The following is a 17,553-nucleotide window of genomic DNA, read 5'->3' as shown; positions in this document are numbered from 1 at the left end:
TTATATATTCAGGATTTACGGCCTCGTTACATGATGATTCCGACTGGGCTCGAACCAGCGACCTCCACCCTGTCAAGGTGGCGCTCTCCCAGCTGAGCTACGGAATCGTATGTTGTTGTGTTATCGAACACATTTTTCATTATACGTATCGTTCCCTAGTTTGTCAAATACTTTTTTTAAAAAATTTTTTCGTCATGACGTCTTTCGTCTGTTTTTTCTTTTCTGTAAAAATAGATATTGCCTTCTTTAAAAAAGACATGATATGATAATTAGAAAAACATTTGAAAGGGATGGTGAGCTATGAGACGTGTCACATTAACTGACATCTTCCTTCACCCCATCACCCAAAAATATTTAAAACGTTCAGGCGTCGCGCACGCCATTGCGACTGCATATCATGCGTATCGCCTTGCCTTGCAATATGGAGTGAATGTTGATTTAGCAACAAAAGCCGCATTGCTTCATGATATCGGGCATTATGAATGGTACTCTAATGGAACGTGGGACTATGAAACATATAAACAAAACGACATTCATGCGATTAAAGGGGCGGAGCGAGCGCATAAACTGCTTATTCGACTCGGTGAACATCCTCAACACGCCAAAGAAATCGCCCTCGCCATTTTGCTTCATACCGATTCGTATCTTCCAGAAGGAGAACTAAAACGAAAACCGCTTCAAACGATCGTGAAACTCGCCGATGAAGCAGATGAAGAACCGGGTGGCAAACATCATTATCGCCAAATCGATGACGAACTCGCTTTGAAAAAAATTCAACAGCTCGATCGCATGGTCGAACAACAACTACAACGTAACGCTCTCGACCAAATTAGCTAAGGCTAGGTGTTATACCTAGCCTATACATACGATAACGCCTGTTCAAAGTCGGCCACTAAATCATCCATTGCCTCAAGTCCGACGCTTATGCGCAACAAACCGTCCGTAATGCCGCGACGAAGTCGTTCCGCTTTCGGCATCGCCGCATGCGACATTTTCGCTGGATACGATAAAATCGATTCGACCGCCCCTAAACTGACCGCAAAAATAGGAATGTGCGCATGTTGGACGAACGTTCGCACCGCTTGTTCATCTTCCAATTCAAACGACAACACCGCCCCAAATCCGCGCGCTTGTTCGCGATGAATGACGTGCCCCTCATGATGCGAAAGCCCTGGATAATATACATGTGCCACTTTCGGATGACGATGTAAAAATTGCGCCAATTGCATAGCTGAACGAGACGAATGCTCTAACCGAACGTGCAACGTTTTTAATCCACGCAACACAAGCCACGCATCTTGCACGCCGAGCACTGCCCCAAACGAATATTGCAGTTTGCGAAGCTGTTTTGCGAGACGCTCGTCTTTCACAACCGCAAGTCCAGCAATGACATCGCTATGACCTGCTAAAAATTTCGTTGCGCTATGCAAAACGACATCGACACCGAGATCAAGCGGACGCTGCAACAAAGGAGTCGCAAACGTATTATCTAAAAACGTCAAACAACCGTGCGCTTTCGCAAGCTTCACAACCCCACGAATATCTGTAATTTTCAAAAGCGGATTGGACGGCGTTTCCATATAAATGACTTTCGTATTTGGACGAATGTGACGTGCCACCGCATCTAAATCAGTCATATCAACAAACGTATGTTCAATGCCAAATCGGCTCAATACGTCCGTGATGATGCGATACGTTCCACCATATACGTCATCGGTAATCAGTACGTGATCGCCTTTTGACAACAATAAAAATGCCGTAGAAATGGCCGCCATGCCCGATGCGAACGCAAAACCGCTCACTCCACCTTCTAATTCCGCAATCGTTTCCTCAAGCGCCTCACGCGTCGGGTTGCCAGAACGGCTATAATCGTACTTGCCAAACGTATCAAAATCAAACTGATGAAACGTCGACGCATGATGAATCGGGACACTCACTGCCCCCGTTTGCGTATCAATTTGCCATTGATTGTGAACGAGCTTTGTTTGTATATCCACTTTTCACACCTCTTTCATACGCTGAAACGCTTGTGCTAAATCAGCAATTAAATCATCAGCGTGTTCAATACCGACCGAAAAACGTAACAAACGATTACATACCCCGTTGGCGATGCGAATATCCTCTGGAATATCCATATGTGTTTGCGTCGCGGGATACGTAATAAAACTTTCGACACCGCCTAAACTTTCCGCAAACGTAATCAGTTTTAAACTTCGTAAAAAGGTATTCACCCATTTTTCATCGCGCACGCGAAACGACAACATGCCGCCTCTTCCCGGATACAATACGTCCGTCACATCTTCATGTTCGACTAAAAATTTATATATCGCCTTTGCGTTTTGTTCGTGCTGACGCATGCGCAGCGCAAGCGTCTTCATGCCGCGAATTAACAGCCATGAATCAAACGGTGATAACACCGCACCGATGGCGTTATGATACATCGCGAGTTGCTCGCACAGCTCTTTTCCTTTGGCAACAATGAGCCCGGCAAGCACGTCGTTATGCCCGCCTAAATATTTCGTTGCGCTATGAATGACGATGTCCGCCCCTTTCGTTAATGGCTTTTGTAACACAGGGGTGTAAAACGTATTATCAACAATAAGAAGAAGCCCATATTGCTTCGCAAACGTTGCCACCGCTTCAATATCCGCCTCTTGCATGAGCGGATTTGTCGGCGTTTCTAAAAAAATCGCTTTCGTTTTGTCCGTCACATGCGCCTTTACCGCATCGAGATCGCGAAAATCGACGTATGTAAACGACAAACCGTATTTCTTCCACCCTTTTTCAAATAGCCGATACGTTCCGCCATATAAATCGGCCGAAACGAGGAAATGATCGCCGCTTTCAAACAACGCAAACAACGTTTGAATCGCCGCCATGCCTGAGCTACATGCAAACCCTTGATCCCCTTCTTCTAACTGCGCAATCGCCTCCTCGACAATACGTCTCGTCGGGTTGCCGGTTCGAATGTAATCGTACCCTGTCGATTGTCCGATTCCTTCATGACGATACGCCGTTGAAAAATATACTGGCGGATTGACCGTCCCCGTCGCTGTCTCGCTTCGATTTCCAATTTGCGCTAACCGTGTTTCGATATGACTCATTCGCTCTCTTCCTTTCTAAAAAAATAAAAGCCTTCAAAGAAGAAGGCTTTTTTGTCCATAGACAATCGCTTCTTCTTATCTTCCGAATTGAACGCCAATTCGCTGGATTTAGCACCTGACCGTTTCCGGCTGGTTGCTGAAGCTTCATCGGGCCAGTCCCTCCGCTTCTCTCGATAAGAACGCAAAACAATATCGAATTTTCTGATTTTTAATTAATGTATCTTATTTTCCGAAAAATTGCAACTATTTTTTATCCTTTTCCAACACGTGAGGGCTTCCCCCAAGTCTTTTCTCTCATTCCGCCGCAAGAGCATCGGCTTTTGTCGGATGGACGGTACCCGCTGGATGTTGTGGCGGTGCATAGATGGAATACAATTTTAGCGGAACGTTTCCAATATTTATTACATTATGCCACGTTCCAGCAGGGACAAAAATAGCAGAGCCGTCGCCCACTCGTCTTTCAAACGTTAGCTCGTTTTTCTTTTTCCCCATCCGTACAATCCCTTCGCCTTGTTCAATACGTAAAAATTGATCCACGCCCGGATGAATTTCTAAACCAATATCCTCCCCGACACGCAAGCTCATTAACGTCGCTTGTAAATGCGAACCTGTCCATATCGTCGTACGAAACATATTGTTTCGTTTCGTCGCTTCTTCAATTTGAATGACAAACGGGTTCGGTCCGTAATCTTTCGTATATTCCCTCGGAAGCGGATAAGGCATGATCGGATATGGATACATTGGATACACGTAATGCGGATAGTAATAATACATGTTCTCACCTCTTTTTCATATTCATCGTCATGTTATGCACAACTGCCCGACCATGCGCCTCACATGCAAAAATCGACAAATCAGAAATATATATGGTACACTGGAGAAAAAGGAGTGAGATAATGAAAGCACCTGCTTTATTTCTTGCGCATGGATCACCGATGTTAGCGATTGAAGATAGCGCATATACATCGTTTTTAACAACGCTCGGAAAACAGATGCATCCAAAAGCTATCGTCGTCTTTACTGCACATTGGATGACACGCCAACCGACCGTTTCGTCGATCGCTGGAACGTATGAGATGATTTATGACTTTTCCGGCTTCCCACGTGAATTGTACGAAGTAACTTATGCTGCACAAGGTTCAGTCGAATGGGCAAAACGCGTCCAACATCATCTGAAGCACGTCTCCCCCATCGTCAATATCGACGAGAAGCGCGGACTTGACCACGGCTCATGGGTATTGTTAAGCCGACTATTTCCAAAAGCAAACGTTCCAATTATTCAGGCATCCGTTGTTCCTTCGTGGACACCAAAGCAGCTATTTCAACTTGGTAAAGCGTTACGCCCGTTGCGTGACGAAGGTGTCATGATCATCGGTAGTGGTGGCACAGTGCATAATTTAATGGCGCTTCGTTGGGAAGAACGAACAAAAGTAGATTGTTGGGCTGTCGCCTTTGATGATTGGTTGCTTGCCCAGTCATCTGCCCAGAGTGAAGATGTGTTTCACTATGAAGAAAAAGCCCCTTATGCTAAACAAGCCGTCCCGACTCAAGAACATTTAGCACCGTACTGGATTGCTTACGGAGCCGGCAATCGCTCGCCACATGTTTTATTCCGAGAATACGAGTACGGAAACTTAAGCCTTTTAGCTGTATCATTTTAATGGAGGGATTCCGATGTGGAACGAGTTTAAGAAATTCGCTATACGAGGCAACGTCATCGACTTAGCTGTCGGAGTGGTTATTGGTGGGGCATTTGGAAAAATTGTTTCTTCCCTCGTCAATGACATTATTATGCCCCTTGTCGGTCTCATTTTAGGGGGAATTGATTTCAGCAAGTTATCTTGGAAAGTCGGAGAAGCAGAAGTGAAATATGGGACTTTTATTCAAACTGTCGTTGACTTTTTTCTCATCGCCTTTTCCATTTTTATATTTATTAAGCTGTTAAACAACTTGCACGAACGAATGAAAAAACAAGAAGAGACGAAACAAACCGCACCAACGATTACAAAAGAACAACAACTGCTCACAGAAATTCGCGATTTATTGAAACAGCAAAAAGAAACACCGTAGCCCTCAAAGTTTGGGGGCTTCATTCGCATAATAAGCAAGCCGTTTATATTTCACATTTCTTCCGTAAAAAAACCGTAAACCCATGCGGATTTACGGCTTTTTTTACGCATTCAACGCAGCTTCTTCCTCGTCGCGCAAATTGTGGGCAAGGCGACCGGATGCGCTAGCGGCAACGCTGGCAACTAAGTCGTCTAAAAACGTATGCACGCCTTTGCCGCGCTTCGTGTCAAGCTGCTTAATGATCCCGACTTTATTTTTATCTAAATGACCAAACGTCGTTACCGCGATGCTTCCGTACCCGAGCACCGCGCCGAGCGCCAACGTTTCATCGACGCCAAACAGTCCTTCGTCCGTCTCGACAATCGTTTGTAGCGGCTCGGAAAGCATGCCTTGTTCGGCTAATTTATCGAGCTCGATGCCAACTAAAATCGCATGTTGCACCTCGCGTTTTTGCAGCACTTTTTCGACGCTTTCTATACATTCTGCCATCGTTAGCTCTTTGTTGTAAGGACTTTGCATTTCATATACAATCTCAGCAATCGCCGGAATCGTCACCCCACGTTCCGTCAATAACTGCAACGTTCTTTCGTACACTTCTTTGCTTGTCACACGCTTCATATTTCATTCCTCCTCTCGTTCTATCATTATATCACGCAGCGACAAAAAATGCCGAAATGTGATACGATAAGAAAGAACAACGTCGAAAAAGGATGGGAGAACATGCAGGAGTTAAAACTTCACAGCCAACATTTAAACGAAGAACTGGCGCTACCTGTGTACTGTTCAAAACCTGTTACACCGCTTTATAAACATCTCGTCATCATCGCACAAGATGGTCAAGATTATTTTATGTTTGGAAAAATCGGGAGCGTCATTGACGAGCTTGGCGTGCGCGCTGTCGTGATCGGCGTGCCGTATCGCGATGTGTCAGATCGCTATGAAAAATATCATCCGAACGGAAAAAAACGCGAAGCGTACATGCGCTTTCTCGCCAACGAACTCGTGCCACTCGTTGATGAACATTTTTCAACATATCAAATGGGATCCACTCGCATTCTCGTCGGTGATTCGCTTGCGGGAACCGTTTCGCTTCTTACTGCGATGACATACCCACATACGTTCGGAAAAGTCATCATGCAGTCGCCGTATGTGAACGACGATGTGATGGCACATATACAATCCTTTTCAAATTGGCATTTGCTTGCGCTTTATCATTCCATCGGCATAAAAGAGACCGAAGTCAAAACGACAGATGGGGCTGTCCGCAACTTTATTGAACCAAATCGTGCGCTTGCTCACGTTCTTCAAACAAAACAAGTTCGCTATCATTACCACGAGTTTGACGGCGATCATTCATGGACATACTGGCAACCGGATTTACCGATCGGATTAAAAAAAGTTATTGAAATGTAACAGTATTTTCCGAAAATTTGTTATAATATATAAATATAATGACGAAAGGAGGAAATCGCATGAAATGTGGTATCGCGATTTTTCCATCAAAAAAAATTCAAGATTTTGCAAATTCGTATCGTAAACGGTACGACTCTCACTACGCCTTAATCCCACCGCATATCACGTTAAAGTATGCGTTTGAGGTGGAAGAGGACAAGCTCAATGAGCTCGTTCAACAACTTCGCAACGTCGCGCGCGAAACAGAGCCATTCACGTTGCGCGTCACGAAATTTAGTTCGTTTTATCCAGTCAACAATGTCATTTATTTAAAAGTGGAAAAAACAGAGCCGCTCATCAAACTACATGAAAAATTACATCGTCCACCGTTCGTCGAACAAACGGACTATGCGTTCGTACCGCACATTACGATCGCACGCGATTTATCAAACGACGAATATTCCGACGTATTCGGACGCTTTAACATGCAGTCCGTCCATTTTGAAGAACAAGTCGACCGCTTCCATCTGTTATATCAGCTTGACAACGGATCTTGGTCGGCATACGAAACATTTCATCTCGGAAAGGAATAATCATATGTACGTCAAATACGGACAAGAGGAAACGCTTTGGCGCGACGCCCTGATCGTTCGCCGCGCCGTCTTTATTGACGAACAAGGGGTGTCGGAAGAGGAAGAAATTGACGCATTTGAACAAACGTCCATTCATTTCGTACTATACGACGATGACAAACCGATTGCGGCAGGACGCTTCCGAACGATTGACGACGTCGGTAAAATTGAACGCATTTGCGTCCTCCCTGCTTATCGCGGACGCGGCCTTGGCAAACGCATCATGGAAGCGATCGAGCAATACGCAACAAAGCACGTTACAAAAGTAAAATTAAACGCGCAAACCCACGCCGAACCGTTTTATAAACAGCTCGGCTACGAAACGGTATCCGACGTCTTTCTTGACGCCGGCATTCCTCATGTGACGATGGTAAAAACAATCGACATGCGATCATAACGGTCGCATGTTTTCTTTTTCCCTTGACATACTAACAAAAGAAACGAAAGAAGAAAGGATTAGCGTGATGAACGAATTTGGACAAATTGCAGTCGAACTCATTGTCGGTTATGTCGCCTTGTTTATTATGGCGAAAATACTCGGACGGACACAAATTACGCAAATTACACCATTTGACTTCATTTCCGCCCTCGTTCTCGGAGAGCTTGTCGGAAATGGACTATACGATGTAAATGTCGGACTTGCGCAAGTATTGTTCGCAATCGCTCTTTGGGGACTTTTAATTTACGCAACTGAAATGATTACGCAAAAGAAAAAAGAACTGCGTGAATTGCTCGAAGGAAAACCGGTAATCGTCATTTCGAAAGGAAAAATTTTATATGACGCATTGAAAAAAACGAAGCTTGATTTAAACCAACTGCAACATTTACTTCGCTCTCGCAACGTCTTTTCCATTCGCGAAGTCGAATACGCCATTTTAGAAACAGACGGAACCGTAAGCGTCATGAAAAAAGCCCCATACGAACAACCGACGCGCCAAGACCACAACATATCTGCATCTGAAGCGGTATTGCCTGTGACGGTCATTATCGACGGGGAAGTCATTTGGGACAATTTACGTGAAAACGGCTGGGACGAACAATGGCTGAAAAAACATATGCGCCATGCTGGCTTTGAAAACTATAGCGACATTTTATACGCCGAATGGCAAGACGGCAAAGGCATGCACGTGCAGGCATATTAACGTTTTTTCTCAGACGACCGATCTTTCGGGCGTTTTTTCTTTTCAGGGGGGCTTTCTTTTTTTTCATTCGTTGTGCGTTGTACGCTTGTTGCGCGCGGAACATGAAGCGGGTTTGAACGAATCGGTGGGATATGCATACAAATCGCCTCCTTTGTTTATATATTCGCCAACCAACAAAAAACTCCTTTTCTCTTATTGTATGTTTTGTTAACATAGACGTTGACGTTACACAAAGGAGTTCAAGCGATGAATAAGGCGCAATATAACGGCAAGTTGTTTGACATTCATACGTTACCAAGGGAAAAATATGAGCTCGTGTATGAACAAAGTTTACGCAACAAATGGACGTGCCCGATGTGCGGTGGAGTCGTTCGCTTTCATTTAGCGATTGAACATGCCCCGCACTTTTATCATGTGTCAAATGCTTGTATAAAAGAAGAACGAAAACAAGCGAACATCATCTCGATTCGCCCAACCGAACCGTTTCAAACGAAAGAAAAAAAACAAATGACCGTATGCGGTATCCCGCTCGATACAGAGCAATACGAAGCCGTTCAACACGTGGAAGGTCCACTTCTTGTGCTTGCGGGTGCTGGAAGCGGAAAAACGCGCACGTTAACGACGCGCGCTGCCGCCATGATCGCACATCATCGCATTCAATCGAAAAACATGATGATCGTCACCTTTACGACAAAAGCAGCAAAAGAGCTAGTCGACAGACTGCAGTCGTACAACCTTGACAACATACCGACCGTCGGCACATTTCATAGCCTATTTTATCGCATGTTGCAACATGCCGATCCGTTCCGTTGGCGACACGAACGGCTCATTCGCGACTGGCAAAAAGAAAAGATGATGAAAGAAATCGGCCGCGACATCGGCATCGATGAACGTGATTTTCCGTACGACGAAGCGATGCAACGTATTTCATATTGGAAAAATACGCTGACGCCCCTTCACACCATCACCATTGAAAACGAATGGGACGAGCGCGTTGTGCAATTGTACAAACAATATGAAGCGAAAAAACAACAGCTCGAATTGTTTGATTTTGATGATATGTTATACGCGTGCTATGACATGTTACGGACGGACGAAAGACGATTGCGACAATATCACGAACGGTTTCATTACTTTTTAATCGACGAATTTCAAGACATTAACAGCGTGCAATACGAGACGATGAAACTACTTGCGTCCCACACGCATCATATTTGCGCCGTTGGCGATGATGACCAAGCGATTTATGCGTTTCGCGGCTCCGATTCATCGTTTATTCAGCAATTCCAACAAGACTTTCCGAACACGAAAATCGTCAAGCTTACCGAAAACTATCGTTCACCGCATCCGATCGTATCGTTCGCCAACCGTATCATTGCGAAAAGTCGCACGCGCATTCCGAAACAAATGAACGCTCAAACCGATAGCATACATATGCCGACGTTGTTCTTTCCGTACGATGAAGAAGAAGAGGCAACGATGATCGCCTGTGACATCGAAGAACGAATGAAACAAGGTGTGCATCCAAGCGATATCGCCATTTTATGTCGCACGAACGCATCGGCGCGTGCCGTCTTCGAACGGCTTTCACAACTGCACATCCCCGTCACGACAGACGGCGATTCGTTTTACAATCGTCGCATCGTGCGCTATTTGTTAAGCTTTTTTCAACTTGCGCTCGATCCAAACGACGAACAAGCAATGACCGACGTCGCCACCGTTTTGTTTTTAAAACAAACGATTATGAACGACTTAAAGGCGAACGCCATTTTACAAGACTGTTCGCTCGTTGAAGCGCTTGCTAAACTTGACGGCATTCCGCCGTTTCAAAAACAAAAATTACGCACAATCGCCCCGCTTTTCGCGAAAGTGAAAGAGATGAAGCCGTTTGACGCGATCGATTTCATCGAAAAAGAGATGGGCCTAGGCGAATTTTTAAAAAAGCGCGGCAACGAAGGTAACGCAATTGAAAAAGGATCCGACGACGTGCGCGATATGAAAGTCGTCGCGCGGAAATTTAAAACGATTCAAGCGTTTCTATCTCACGTCAAACGCGTTCAAGCATACGCCAATAAAACGTGCGACGATGGCGTTCAACTCATGACGATTCATCGCTCAAAAGGGCTAGAATTTCCAATCGTCTATATCATCGGGGCGGTGGACGGACTATTGCCTCACGATTATGCGCTTGAGGCGTACCGAAATGGCGATGTCGCTCCGCTTGAAGAAGAACGTCGCCTTCTATACGTTGCGATCACGCGCGCGAAACAACGTCTTTTTATTTCCGTTCCGTCCATGCGCCGATTAAAAAAAGCAAACGCCTCGCGCTTGCTTTCCTTTCTTCAAACAAAAGCGAAAAGCCTCGTCTAAGACTTTTCGCTTTTTTCTTATTTTTTATTTAACATGTTGGCAATCGTATTAAAATCGATCTGTTTTCCGTTATTGACGATCGATTGCACAATTTTATCTTCCAATTCTTTCGGTACGTTACGATTCGCAATTTGAGCGACGCGCTTGACGATGCCGCGCACCGTTTTTTCATCTTTAAAGTTCGCATGTTGCAACGAATTGGCGAGCGCAAAAATATCTTGCATATTCACACCCGTTTTCTTTTCAATGTTTTTAAAAAAATGTTGATCCATCTTCGCTACCTCCTTCACTTTTCTTTTTCAGCATATGAAAAACATAAAAAAACGTTCCAAAGGTATGCCCTTTGGAACGTCTCTTCTTAGTGAACGAACGCTGCACCAACGATAATCAACAAGATGAACAACACGACGATTAACACAAATGTTGAACCGTATCCGCCGCCGTAGCCGTAGCCACCGTAACCATATCCGCAATATCCGTAACCCATAAGACTGCACCTCCTTCAACGTTGTCGCTTACATCATATGCATCGAAATGGATTTGGTATGGGCGCTCATCAAATTTCTCCTCATTCACGAAACTGACGACGCATGCGCGCAAACTGCTTTTCTTTTTTCGCAAAAAACGCTTCCGCATCGCCCATATTTGCTTCAAATTGTTGAAAGAGCTTACCGTTTATTTTTTCAAGGTGGTTTAACGTCGCTTCCACTTCTTTTCCCCATGTGTCAAACGCTTTCATTAATGCATCGTGCTTTTGGTGTTTGGCGCGCGTATACGATTGCAGTTCTTTTTCCAATTTGTTCATCGCCTCTTCCCCCCTTGCTTTTTCATACGTAAAAAACGAAAACATGTGCTAAAATAAAAGACGAAATCAAAAGAAAGGACGTGTCATATGGAACGACTACAAGATGCACAACAATTTGAACAAGCGATCGCCTCAAGCACGCCCGTTGTCGTAAAGTTTTTTACAACATGGTGCCCAGATTGCGTGCGCATGGATCAATTTATCGGCGAAGTGATCGCTAGTTATCCACAATTTACATGGTATGACATCAATCGCGACGATGTGCCAGACATCGCCGAAACGTACAACGTTATGGGCATTCCGAGCTTACTTGTATTCCAAAACGGCGAAAAAATCGCCCACTTGCATAGCGCCAATGCAAAAACACGCGAACAAGTCGAGGAGTTTCTACAAACAATCAGCTAATTTAGCTGATTGTTTGCACATATAAATCAAAAAATTACGTTGAAGGGGATAACGAACACCAAAAAAGCCACGTACGTGTCGTGGCTTCACATAAGAAACGGTCGCAGTTTTTGAATAAGCTGCTGCATTTGTTTTGCTTGTTGTTCATACATTTGCTTTGCGTCATCGTCATTCGTTTGCAAGGCGAATAGTTCAAAGTCCGCTTCTGCTTTTTTCATCGAGGCAAGCAATAGTTGTTTTTGTTGCGGTGCTGGTACTTGAATGCGGTCGTCATATAAATCGACGGTCAGCTGGCCGTACGAATCGACTTGCGCTAAAAAGACGTTTTCGATAGCGACGCCCATTTGATCGAGCTGTTTTTTTAACCAGCCGCGGTTTAAGCGCGCAGTTGCGAGCGGTTCGTCTAAAATTTTGCCGTCCATAATGACCGTTTGGGGTTCTTTTTCTTCTGGCACATACGGTTTGATGTCTCCGAGCGTCAACGGCTGTTTGTCGCGTTTTAATAAAATACTTAAATCACCGTTCGCCTCAAGCGTCGCAAATTCGACATCGGCAACGCGAAACACATCTTTTTTCCGCAACTGCTCAAGCAATTCATCGGCTGTATATTTTTCTTTTTTCAAATTATCTTCTAAAATTTTGCCGTTTTTAATAAAGACGGTGGAATTGCCTTCAACGAAATCACGAAATTTTTTACTGCGCAGCGAAATGATCGAAATGGCGACAGGAAAAAGCGACCAAATTAAAATGCTCGTTATCCCTTCCGTTAAGCGAATGTCTAAATCCATCGACATCGAGCCGGCAATATCTCCGATCGTAATGCCGGCGATATATTCAAAAAACGACAGCTTCGATAATTGTTTTTTTCCTAACAATTTTGTAATGACAAACAGTCCAATTAAAATGCAAATCGAGCGAATCGCAACTTCTAACCATGCTGGCATACTTACATCCCCTTATATTGCGGCTCTTCGCGCTCAAGCGTCGCGATGCGTCCTTTTAATGCCGCGATCATTTGTTCCGTCTGTAACATCGCTTCATGAAACGCTCGTTGCGCCTCCTCATTCGTTGACGTCAGCGCAAGCTCTTGCAACGTCGCATGAATCGCTTTCATGTTCGCTAAACTTTGTTTCACTTGTGAACCAATCGTCATGTCCCTCTATCCTTTCGGTTTAAATAATAATGCTCCGATAAAACCGAATACGATGGCTGCTGAAATGCCGGAGCTCGTCACTTCAAACATGCCCGTCAACACCCCGACAATGCCATGTTTTTCTGCCTCTTGCATCGCCCCGTGCACGAGCGCATTACCGAAACTTGTAATGGGAATCGTTGCCCCTGCACCTGCAAAATCAATAAGCGGCTCGTACAATCCAAATCCGTCTAAAATCGCACCAGCCACGACAAGTGCACTTAACGTATGCGCAGGCGTCAACTTAAACACATCAAACATCACTTGTCCGATGACACAAATGAGCCCTCCGACGACAAACGCCCAAAAAAACATCGCTATCATGAATGATCGCCTCCATATTCAATGGCCACTGCATGAGCAATACAAGGAATCGTTTCCCCTTGTTGAAACGTCAGCGGTGATAAAAGCGCTCCTGTCGCCACGACGAGCATGCGCTTTATCTCTCCTCGCTTCATACGATTCAACAAATGACCGTACACGACCGTCGCAGAACACCCCGCTCCGCTCCCTCCCGACAACACCGGCTGTCCTTCGCGATAAATGATTAACCCGCAATCTTGATATCGCTCTTCTTCAAGCTCCATTCCGTTTTTTCGCAACAAATCGAGCGAGACGGTGCGACCGATTTTTCCTAAATCACCTGTGACAATTAAATCGTAATACGACGCATCGACTTGCATATCGCGTAAATGCGCTTCAATCGTATCGACTGCGGCTGGCGCCATCGCCCCGCCCATATTAAACGGGTCGGTCAATCCCATATCGACGACGCGCCCAATCGTCGCCGATGTAATGCGTGGGCCATCTCCTTCACTTCCGACGAGCGCTACCCCTGCCCCGGTCACCGTCCATTGCGCCGTCGGTGGCTTTTGCCCACCGTATTCGGTCGGATAACGAAACTGCTTTTCGACGGCAGCGTTATGGCTTGCAGCACCTGTTAATATGTACTTCGCTCCGCCGTAATTGACGATAAATGCGCTTAACGCGAGTGCTTCCATCGATGTCGAACAAGCGCCAAATACACCTAAATATGGGGTGCTAAGCGTGCGTGCCGCAAAGCTTGACGGCGTCATTTGATTAATTAAATCGCCAGAAATAATGAATTGCACTTGTTCCTTTTCGATGCGCGCCTTTTTCATCGCTTGAAAAAACGCTTCTTCAAACAACACTTTATGCGCTTTTTCATACGAATCTTCTCCGAGCCAAAGGTCTTCATGAAGCAAATCAAAATCATCGGCGATATCTCCGTTCGCTTCAAACGGTCCGCCGACTGTGGCGGTGGCGATGATGACCGGACGGTTTTCAAACACCCATGTGCGATGTCCTTTCATCATCCGAGCCCACCCCATTTCACCGCGATCGTTTTAATAAGCGCCACGACGAAAGCGGAAAACGTACCGAACAAAATGACTGAACCGGCAAGCTTAAACATATTTCCACCGACACCGAGCACGAATCCTTCCGTCCGATGTTCAATCGCAGCCGAAATGACGGCGTTTCCAAATCCGGTGACAGGCACCGCACTTCCCGCCCCGGCAAATTGCGCCAATCGGTCGTATACGCCAAAACCGGTTAACAACATCGCGATAAATACCATCGTCGCCACCGTCGGATTGCCGACCGTTTTTTCCGTAAAATCGAAAAAGTACATGTAAAAATAAGAAATCGCTTGGCCAATCGCACAAATCAAACCGCCAACAAAAAAGGCACGCACGCAATTTTTTAACACCGGTCGCTTCGTTTCCCGCGCTTGTTCAAATTGATGATACTCTTGTTGAACGGGCGTTAAATTTTTTCGCTTTTCGTTTGCCATCATCTCACCTCACGTTTGTTCTTCACTTAATTTTTGAATGATTGTTACTTCTTTTTCGATTTCTTTTTCGTTCATCTGTTTCGTTTCCATTTTTTCTTTTAACGCTTTCGTTTTCCAAAAAATTTTTAAATCGTGTGAGGCGATCACTTTTTCATCGAACGCATCGTTTAACATATTCCGTACATCTTTTTCAATTTGTTTCATGCGAAAACGATGCAAATGTTTCACTTGATACGCGACAAGCAACCGTCCGTTCGCCTCAACCGCCACCGCATCTTTCACATCTTGCCGTTCCTTTAACATCTGTACAGCCTTTTCGGCATGTTGTTGGTCGCTTCGTTTCGCGCTTCCGTTATGACTAACATTGGTGATATTTTCTAGGTGAAGCGACTGGTTTTTTTCTTTCTGTTCATGTGCACAACTCATAAGAAAAAAAACGGAAATGAGTACAAGCCATTTTTTCATAGCATTCACCTTTCTATTCATGTAACGAAAGGGCGCCCTTATTGGACACCCGCATTACTTACTGTTTATATTGTGGCTCTTCTTGTTCAATTTCTTGCAAGCGTGGTGCTACTAAATCGACGACCGCTTGCGTTTGTTGTGCCGCTTGTTGATACAATTGTTTTGCTTTTTCATTTTCTGTTTGCAGGGCAAACGTTTCAAAACTTGCCTGCGCTGATTTCAACCCCGCTAACGTTTGTTTGACAGAACTTGCAACAGTCATATAAAAACCCCCTTTGTTTTTTCTCATCACATAGCATGCGCTCATTCGAAAAAGTTATACAAAAAAAATAGCCCCCGAAGGAGCTAACATTTATCGCGAAATCCGTTTCCGAGCGACGGGTTATTGATGATTCCAGCCATGACTAAAATACTTAAAAAGGCGTTCCATAATTGCTCATATTTTCCTAAATCTAAATCAACCCCAAACGTTTGAAGCAAAAGCGCAATAAACGAACCGATCGCTAACCATAGTCCGTAATTTTTAAAACGCTCCATCATTTTCTCCCCCACGCTATTGTTTTAATTTCTTTCCACATCCACAACCGCCTGTTTTTTTTACAGGTGCTGGTGAAGATGTATATACTTTTGTAGCTTGTGATCCACCGAGAACAATTGGCTTTTTCTTTTCCATTGGCAAACCCTCCACACGTGTAAGATACAATAGCATATGAAAAAGATGGAGCGAACGACTATGCGTTTTCCCTATTTCTTTTTTTCCGTAAATGAAAATGGGGTCGAAAGTGGCAGCTGTCCGCCTTGTTTTAACGCTTGTTGGCGCTTGACCGTATGCATAAACCACGAATCTGTTCCTTGCCCGAATAACTGTTTCGTCAGTTGTTCAATTTGCTTTTTTAACTCCTCGTTTTCTTTTTTTAACCGTTTCACTTCTTGATAACGTTGTTCACTTAACTCCGCTAACTCTTTTAACAACACATTTTCCGCCCGCAACATGTCTATTTCTTGCATATGCCCACCCCTTTCTACTACATAACAATTCAAACAGACGCTCATTTATGACAAAAAAATTCCGCACTTATCCCTGCACACTTACCTACCTTTCTCATACTATACAGTAGTCCCGATACATGCGACGGGAAAAACTGAAATTAGGAGGAACGAGGCATGACGCATCATAAAGAGCGTAAAGAAAAAGTGTGTATTAAAACACGCAAAGTGTATGACTGGGTTACTCGTCAAGTCGATGTGCCGTTGCGTAGTTTTTCAAATGGGGATTTGGAAGCGATCTTTCCAGAAAGCAAATGTCCACGTCAAGGGCAAACGGTTTGTGATTTCTTCGCATCTAACGGCTTAAGCGCTGGCGATTTCTCGATTCGCTGTTTCTTAACAGACGATGAAGGAAACCGCATCGATCAAACAGTAGATAACAATGCTCTTATTTGCCAAGAAATTTTGCAACCAAACGGACGCCAACCTGTTCATGTCACACTTCCATCAGGCGATACAGTCACATTGCAAAAAGTGAAAGTGCTTGTGAAAGGTCACGTCGTTGTGCAAGTCGTAAACGCAAACGGCCACGTTGTTTGTGAATCTAGCCCAATCCCATTTGCGACGGCACAAACATTTATTTTATGCGCACCAGAAGGCACGACGCTCGATTGCCACATTTCATTTTTCGAATGTGACGCTAGCTTAATTTGCACTGACAACTTCTCACAGCTTGATGTATCGATTACATTATGCTTAGAAGTGCAAATGGAAGCCGAGGTAAAACTTGAAGTCGAAGCACGCTACTGCCAGCCGCGCGAAGAAATTTTAGAAGCAACGCTTTGCCCAACAGACAAATTCCCACCACAATGCCCAGAAGTATTCCCGGCACATTAATGAGTAAAGCAGGCTCACAGACAGCCTGCTTCTTTTATATGTTTAACATGTAGCTGATTACCGTATATGTGCAAGCAATCCAAAAGGAATAAGAACGATAGCACGTATTTTTCACGAAACTTACGCAAGGAAGCCCCTGCCTTTAGGCACGGGGAGGAATTGCACCTTACGCAAGTTCCGCCACCCCCTTTCCATAAGCATATCCGTCAAATCGCTGAATGACTTGGACATATCTATAATTTATTCCTTGTGCGATACGCTTTCCGTCCTTGCCTT

The 17,553-nt window shown here is 44.7% G+C and carries 27 protein-coding genes, 1 tRNA gene and 1 riboswitch; of the genes, 10 read left to right on the top strand and 18 right to left on the bottom strand.

The window, feature by feature from the left end:
* Window positions 1–34 precede the first annotated feature (34 nt).
* Window positions 35–107 (bottom strand) — tRNA-Val (locus tag ETB99_RS13590).
* A gap of 193 nt (window positions 108–300) precedes the next feature.
* Here ETB99_RS13590 and ETB99_RS13585 point away from each other — a divergent pair.
* The gene (locus ETB99_RS13585) at window positions 301–837 is read left to right on the top strand and encodes an HD domain-containing protein (protein WP_004891686.1); all 537 of its coding nucleotides are present in this window, start codon (window positions 301–303) and stop codon (window positions 835–837) included.
* Window positions 838–857: 20 nt separating this feature from the next.
* On the opposite strand, the gene metC is transcribed toward ETB99_RS13585, so the two are convergent.
* The 3 genes from metC to ETB99_RS13570 all read right to left on the bottom strand — a co-directional run bounded on the left by metC (window position 858) and on the right by ETB99_RS13570 (window position 3,878).
* Window positions 858–1,997: a cystathionine beta-lyase gene (gene metC, locus ETB99_RS13580; RefSeq protein WP_171700832.1), complete on the bottom strand. Its 1,140-nt coding sequence runs from the start codon at window positions 1,995–1,997 to the stop codon at window positions 858–860.
* Window positions 1,998–2,000: 3 nt separating this feature from the next.
* Window positions 2,001–3,104 carry a methionine biosynthesis PLP-dependent protein gene (locus ETB99_RS13575; RefSeq protein ID WP_171700831.1) on the bottom strand — a complete coding sequence of 368 codons (1,104 nt, stop codon included), beginning with the start codon at window positions 3,102–3,104 and terminating at the stop codon, window positions 2,001–2,003.
* Window positions 3,105–3,176: 72 nt separating this feature from the next.
* Window positions 3,177–3,284: riboswitch (SAM riboswitch) on the bottom strand.
* A 114-nt stretch (window positions 3,285–3,398) separates the two neighbouring features.
* Window positions 3,399–3,878 carry a cupin domain-containing protein gene (locus ETB99_RS13570; protein ID WP_171700830.1) on the bottom strand — a complete coding sequence of 160 codons (480 nt, stop codon included), beginning with the start codon at window positions 3,876–3,878 and terminating at the stop codon, window positions 3,399–3,401.
* Between the two features lie 122 nt (window positions 3,879–4,000).
* Here ETB99_RS13570 and ETB99_RS13565 point away from each other — a divergent pair, with 122 nt between their 5' ends.
* Together ETB99_RS13565 and mscL are read left to right on the top strand one after the other, a co-directional pair.
* Window positions 4,001–4,765: a DODA-type extradiol aromatic ring-opening family dioxygenase gene (locus ETB99_RS13565; protein ID WP_171700829.1), complete on the top strand. Its 765-nt coding sequence runs from the start codon at window positions 4,001–4,003 to the stop codon at window positions 4,763–4,765.
* 13 nt (window positions 4,766–4,778) lie between these two features.
* Window positions 4,779–5,174 carry a large conductance mechanosensitive channel protein MscL gene (gene mscL / locus ETB99_RS13560; RefSeq protein WP_171700828.1) on the top strand — a complete coding sequence of 132 codons (396 nt, stop codon included), beginning with the start codon at window positions 4,779–4,781 and terminating at the stop codon, window positions 5,172–5,174.
* A 102-nt stretch (window positions 5,175–5,276) separates the two neighbouring features.
* Here the strand turns inward: mscL and ETB99_RS13555 are convergent, their stop codons facing one another.
* A complete protein-coding gene (locus ETB99_RS13555; RefSeq protein WP_003395314.1) occupies window positions 5,277–5,792 on the bottom strand; it encodes a phosphatidylglycerophosphatase A family protein in 516 nt (171 codons plus the stop codon).
* A gap of 102 nt (window positions 5,793–5,894) precedes the next feature.
* On the opposite strand from ETB99_RS13555, the gene ETB99_RS13550 reads away from it, so the two are divergent.
* The 4 genes from ETB99_RS13550 to ETB99_RS13535 all read left to right on the top strand — a co-directional run bounded on the left by ETB99_RS13550 (window position 5,895) and on the right by ETB99_RS13535 (window position 8,340).
* A complete protein-coding gene (locus ETB99_RS13550) occupies window positions 5,895–6,587 on the top strand; it encodes an esterase family protein (RefSeq protein WP_171700827.1) in 693 nt (230 codons plus the stop codon).
* Between the two features lie 59 nt (window positions 6,588–6,646).
* Window positions 6,647–7,159, top strand: a complete 513-nt coding sequence (locus tag ETB99_RS13545; RefSeq protein WP_091705023.1) for a YjcG family protein — start codon at window positions 6,647–6,649, stop codon at window positions 7,157–7,159.
* Between the two features lie 4 nt (window positions 7,160–7,163).
* Window positions 7,164–7,595 (top strand): GNAT family N-acetyltransferase, encoded by a 432-nt coding sequence (locus ETB99_RS13540; protein WP_077427582.1) that lies wholly within the window; start codon window positions 7,164–7,166, stop codon window positions 7,593–7,595.
* A 67-nt stretch (window positions 7,596–7,662) separates the two neighbouring features.
* Window positions 7,663–8,340 (top strand): DUF421 domain-containing protein, encoded by a 678-nt coding sequence (locus ETB99_RS13535; protein WP_171700826.1) that lies wholly within the window; start codon window positions 7,663–7,665, stop codon window positions 8,338–8,340.
* Here the strand turns inward: ETB99_RS13535 and ETB99_RS13530 are convergent.
* The gene (locus ETB99_RS13530; protein WP_164970091.1) at window positions 8,337–8,477 is read right to left on the bottom strand and encodes a hypothetical protein; all 141 of its coding nucleotides are present in this window, start codon (window positions 8,475–8,477) and stop codon (window positions 8,337–8,339) included. The genes ETB99_RS13535 and ETB99_RS13530 overlap by 4 nt on opposite strands.
* A gap of 109 nt (window positions 8,478–8,586) precedes the next feature.
* Between ETB99_RS13530 and ETB99_RS13525 the strand changes: the two genes are divergently transcribed.
* On the top strand, window positions 8,587–10,710 hold the full coding sequence (locus tag ETB99_RS13525; protein ID WP_171700825.1) for an ATP-dependent helicase: 2,124 nt from the start codon (window positions 8,587–8,589) through the stop codon (window positions 10,708–10,710).
* Between the two features lie 17 nt (window positions 10,711–10,727).
* On the opposite strand, the gene spoVIF is transcribed toward ETB99_RS13525, so the two are convergent.
* From spoVIF to ETB99_RS13510, 3 genes are all read right to left on the bottom strand, one after another.
* Complete coding sequence (gene spoVIF / locus ETB99_RS13520; protein WP_006322845.1) at window positions 10,728–10,982, bottom strand: sporulation-specific transcription regulator SpoVIF; 255 nt, start codon at window positions 10,980–10,982, stop codon at window positions 10,728–10,730.
* An 86-nt stretch (window positions 10,983–11,068) separates the two neighbouring features.
* Window positions 11,069–11,197: a YjcZ family sporulation protein gene (locus tag ETB99_RS13515; RefSeq protein WP_006322839.1), complete on the bottom strand. Its 129-nt coding sequence runs from the start codon at window positions 11,195–11,197 to the stop codon at window positions 11,069–11,071.
* An 81-nt stretch (window positions 11,198–11,278) separates the two neighbouring features.
* Entirely contained in the window at window positions 11,279–11,515 is a 237-nt protein-coding gene (locus tag ETB99_RS13510) for a hypothetical protein (RefSeq protein WP_035065047.1), read from the bottom strand.
* Window positions 11,516–11,602: 87 nt separating this feature from the next.
* Here ETB99_RS13510 and ETB99_RS13505 point away from each other — a divergent pair, with 87 nt between their 5' ends.
* Window positions 11,603–11,920, top strand: a complete 318-nt coding sequence (locus tag ETB99_RS13505) for a thioredoxin family protein (RefSeq protein ID WP_035065045.1) — start codon at window positions 11,603–11,605, stop codon at window positions 11,918–11,920.
* A gap of 86 nt (window positions 11,921–12,006) precedes the next feature.
* On the opposite strand, the gene ETB99_RS13500 is transcribed toward ETB99_RS13505, so the two are convergent.
* The 9 genes from ETB99_RS13500 to ETB99_RS13460 all read right to left on the bottom strand — a co-directional run bounded on the left by ETB99_RS13500 (window position 12,007) and on the right by ETB99_RS13460 (window position 16,401).
* Complete coding sequence (locus tag ETB99_RS13500) at window positions 12,007–12,864, bottom strand: DUF421 domain-containing protein (RefSeq protein WP_171700824.1); 858 nt, start codon at window positions 12,862–12,864, stop codon at window positions 12,007–12,009.
* 2 nt (window positions 12,865–12,866) lie between these two features.
* Entirely contained in the window at window positions 12,867–13,073 is a 207-nt protein-coding gene (locus ETB99_RS13495; protein ID WP_035065036.1) for a DUF1657 domain-containing protein, read from the bottom strand.
* A 6-nt stretch (window positions 13,074–13,079) separates the two neighbouring features.
* A complete protein-coding gene (spoVAE, locus tag ETB99_RS13490) occupies window positions 13,080–13,436 on the bottom strand; it encodes a stage V sporulation protein AE (RefSeq protein WP_035065033.1) in 357 nt (118 codons plus the stop codon).
* The gene (spoVAD, locus tag ETB99_RS13485) at window positions 13,433–14,449 is read right to left on the bottom strand and encodes a stage V sporulation protein AD (RefSeq protein ID WP_171700823.1); all 1,017 of its coding nucleotides are present in this window, start codon (window positions 14,447–14,449) and stop codon (window positions 13,433–13,435) included. The genes spoVAE and spoVAD overlap by 4 nt, the downstream gene beginning before the upstream one ends.
* The gene (gene spoVAC, locus ETB99_RS13480) at window positions 14,446–14,928 is read right to left on the bottom strand and encodes a stage V sporulation protein AC (RefSeq protein WP_035065028.1); all 483 of its coding nucleotides are present in this window, start codon (window positions 14,926–14,928) and stop codon (window positions 14,446–14,448) included. Before spoVAC ends, spoVAD begins: the two co-directional genes overlap by 4 nt.
* A 9-nt stretch (window positions 14,929–14,937) precedes the next feature.
* Window positions 14,938–15,393, bottom strand: coding sequence for a YhcN/YlaJ family sporulation lipoprotein (locus ETB99_RS13475; protein WP_128999880.1), 456 nt, complete (start codon window positions 15,391–15,393; stop codon window positions 14,938–14,940).
* A gap of 58 nt (window positions 15,394–15,451) precedes the next feature.
* Window positions 15,452–15,655, bottom strand: a complete 204-nt coding sequence (locus ETB99_RS13470) for a DUF1657 domain-containing protein (RefSeq protein WP_035065022.1) — start codon at window positions 15,653–15,655, stop codon at window positions 15,452–15,454.
* 83 nt (window positions 15,656–15,738) lie between these two features.
* Entirely contained in the window at window positions 15,739–15,930 is a 192-nt protein-coding gene (locus ETB99_RS13465; protein WP_171700822.1) for a phage holin family protein, read from the bottom strand.
* Window positions 15,931–16,137: 207 nt separating this feature from the next.
* Window positions 16,138–16,401, bottom strand: coding sequence for a spore coat protein regulator YlbO (locus tag ETB99_RS13460; RefSeq protein ID WP_035065017.1), 264 nt, complete (start codon window positions 16,399–16,401; stop codon window positions 16,138–16,140).
* A 156-nt stretch (window positions 16,402–16,557) separates the two neighbouring features.
* On the opposite strand from ETB99_RS13460, the gene ETB99_RS13455 reads away from it, so the two are divergent.
* Window positions 16,558–17,277 (top strand): BMQ_0737 family morphogenetic spore coat protein, encoded by a 720-nt coding sequence (locus tag ETB99_RS13455; RefSeq protein WP_128999878.1) that lies wholly within the window; start codon window positions 16,558–16,560, stop codon window positions 17,275–17,277.
* The last annotated feature ends 276 nt before the right edge of the window (window positions 17,278–17,553 follow it).

This window comes from Anoxybacillus sp. CHMUD (assembly GCF_013096965.1).
Classification (GTDB): Bacteria; Bacillota; Bacilli; order Bacillales; family Anoxybacillaceae; genus Anoxybacillus; species Anoxybacillus kestanbolensis_A.
Note: the sequence above shows the minus strand (reverse complement) of the source record. Positions and strands in the feature narration are given on the sequence as shown.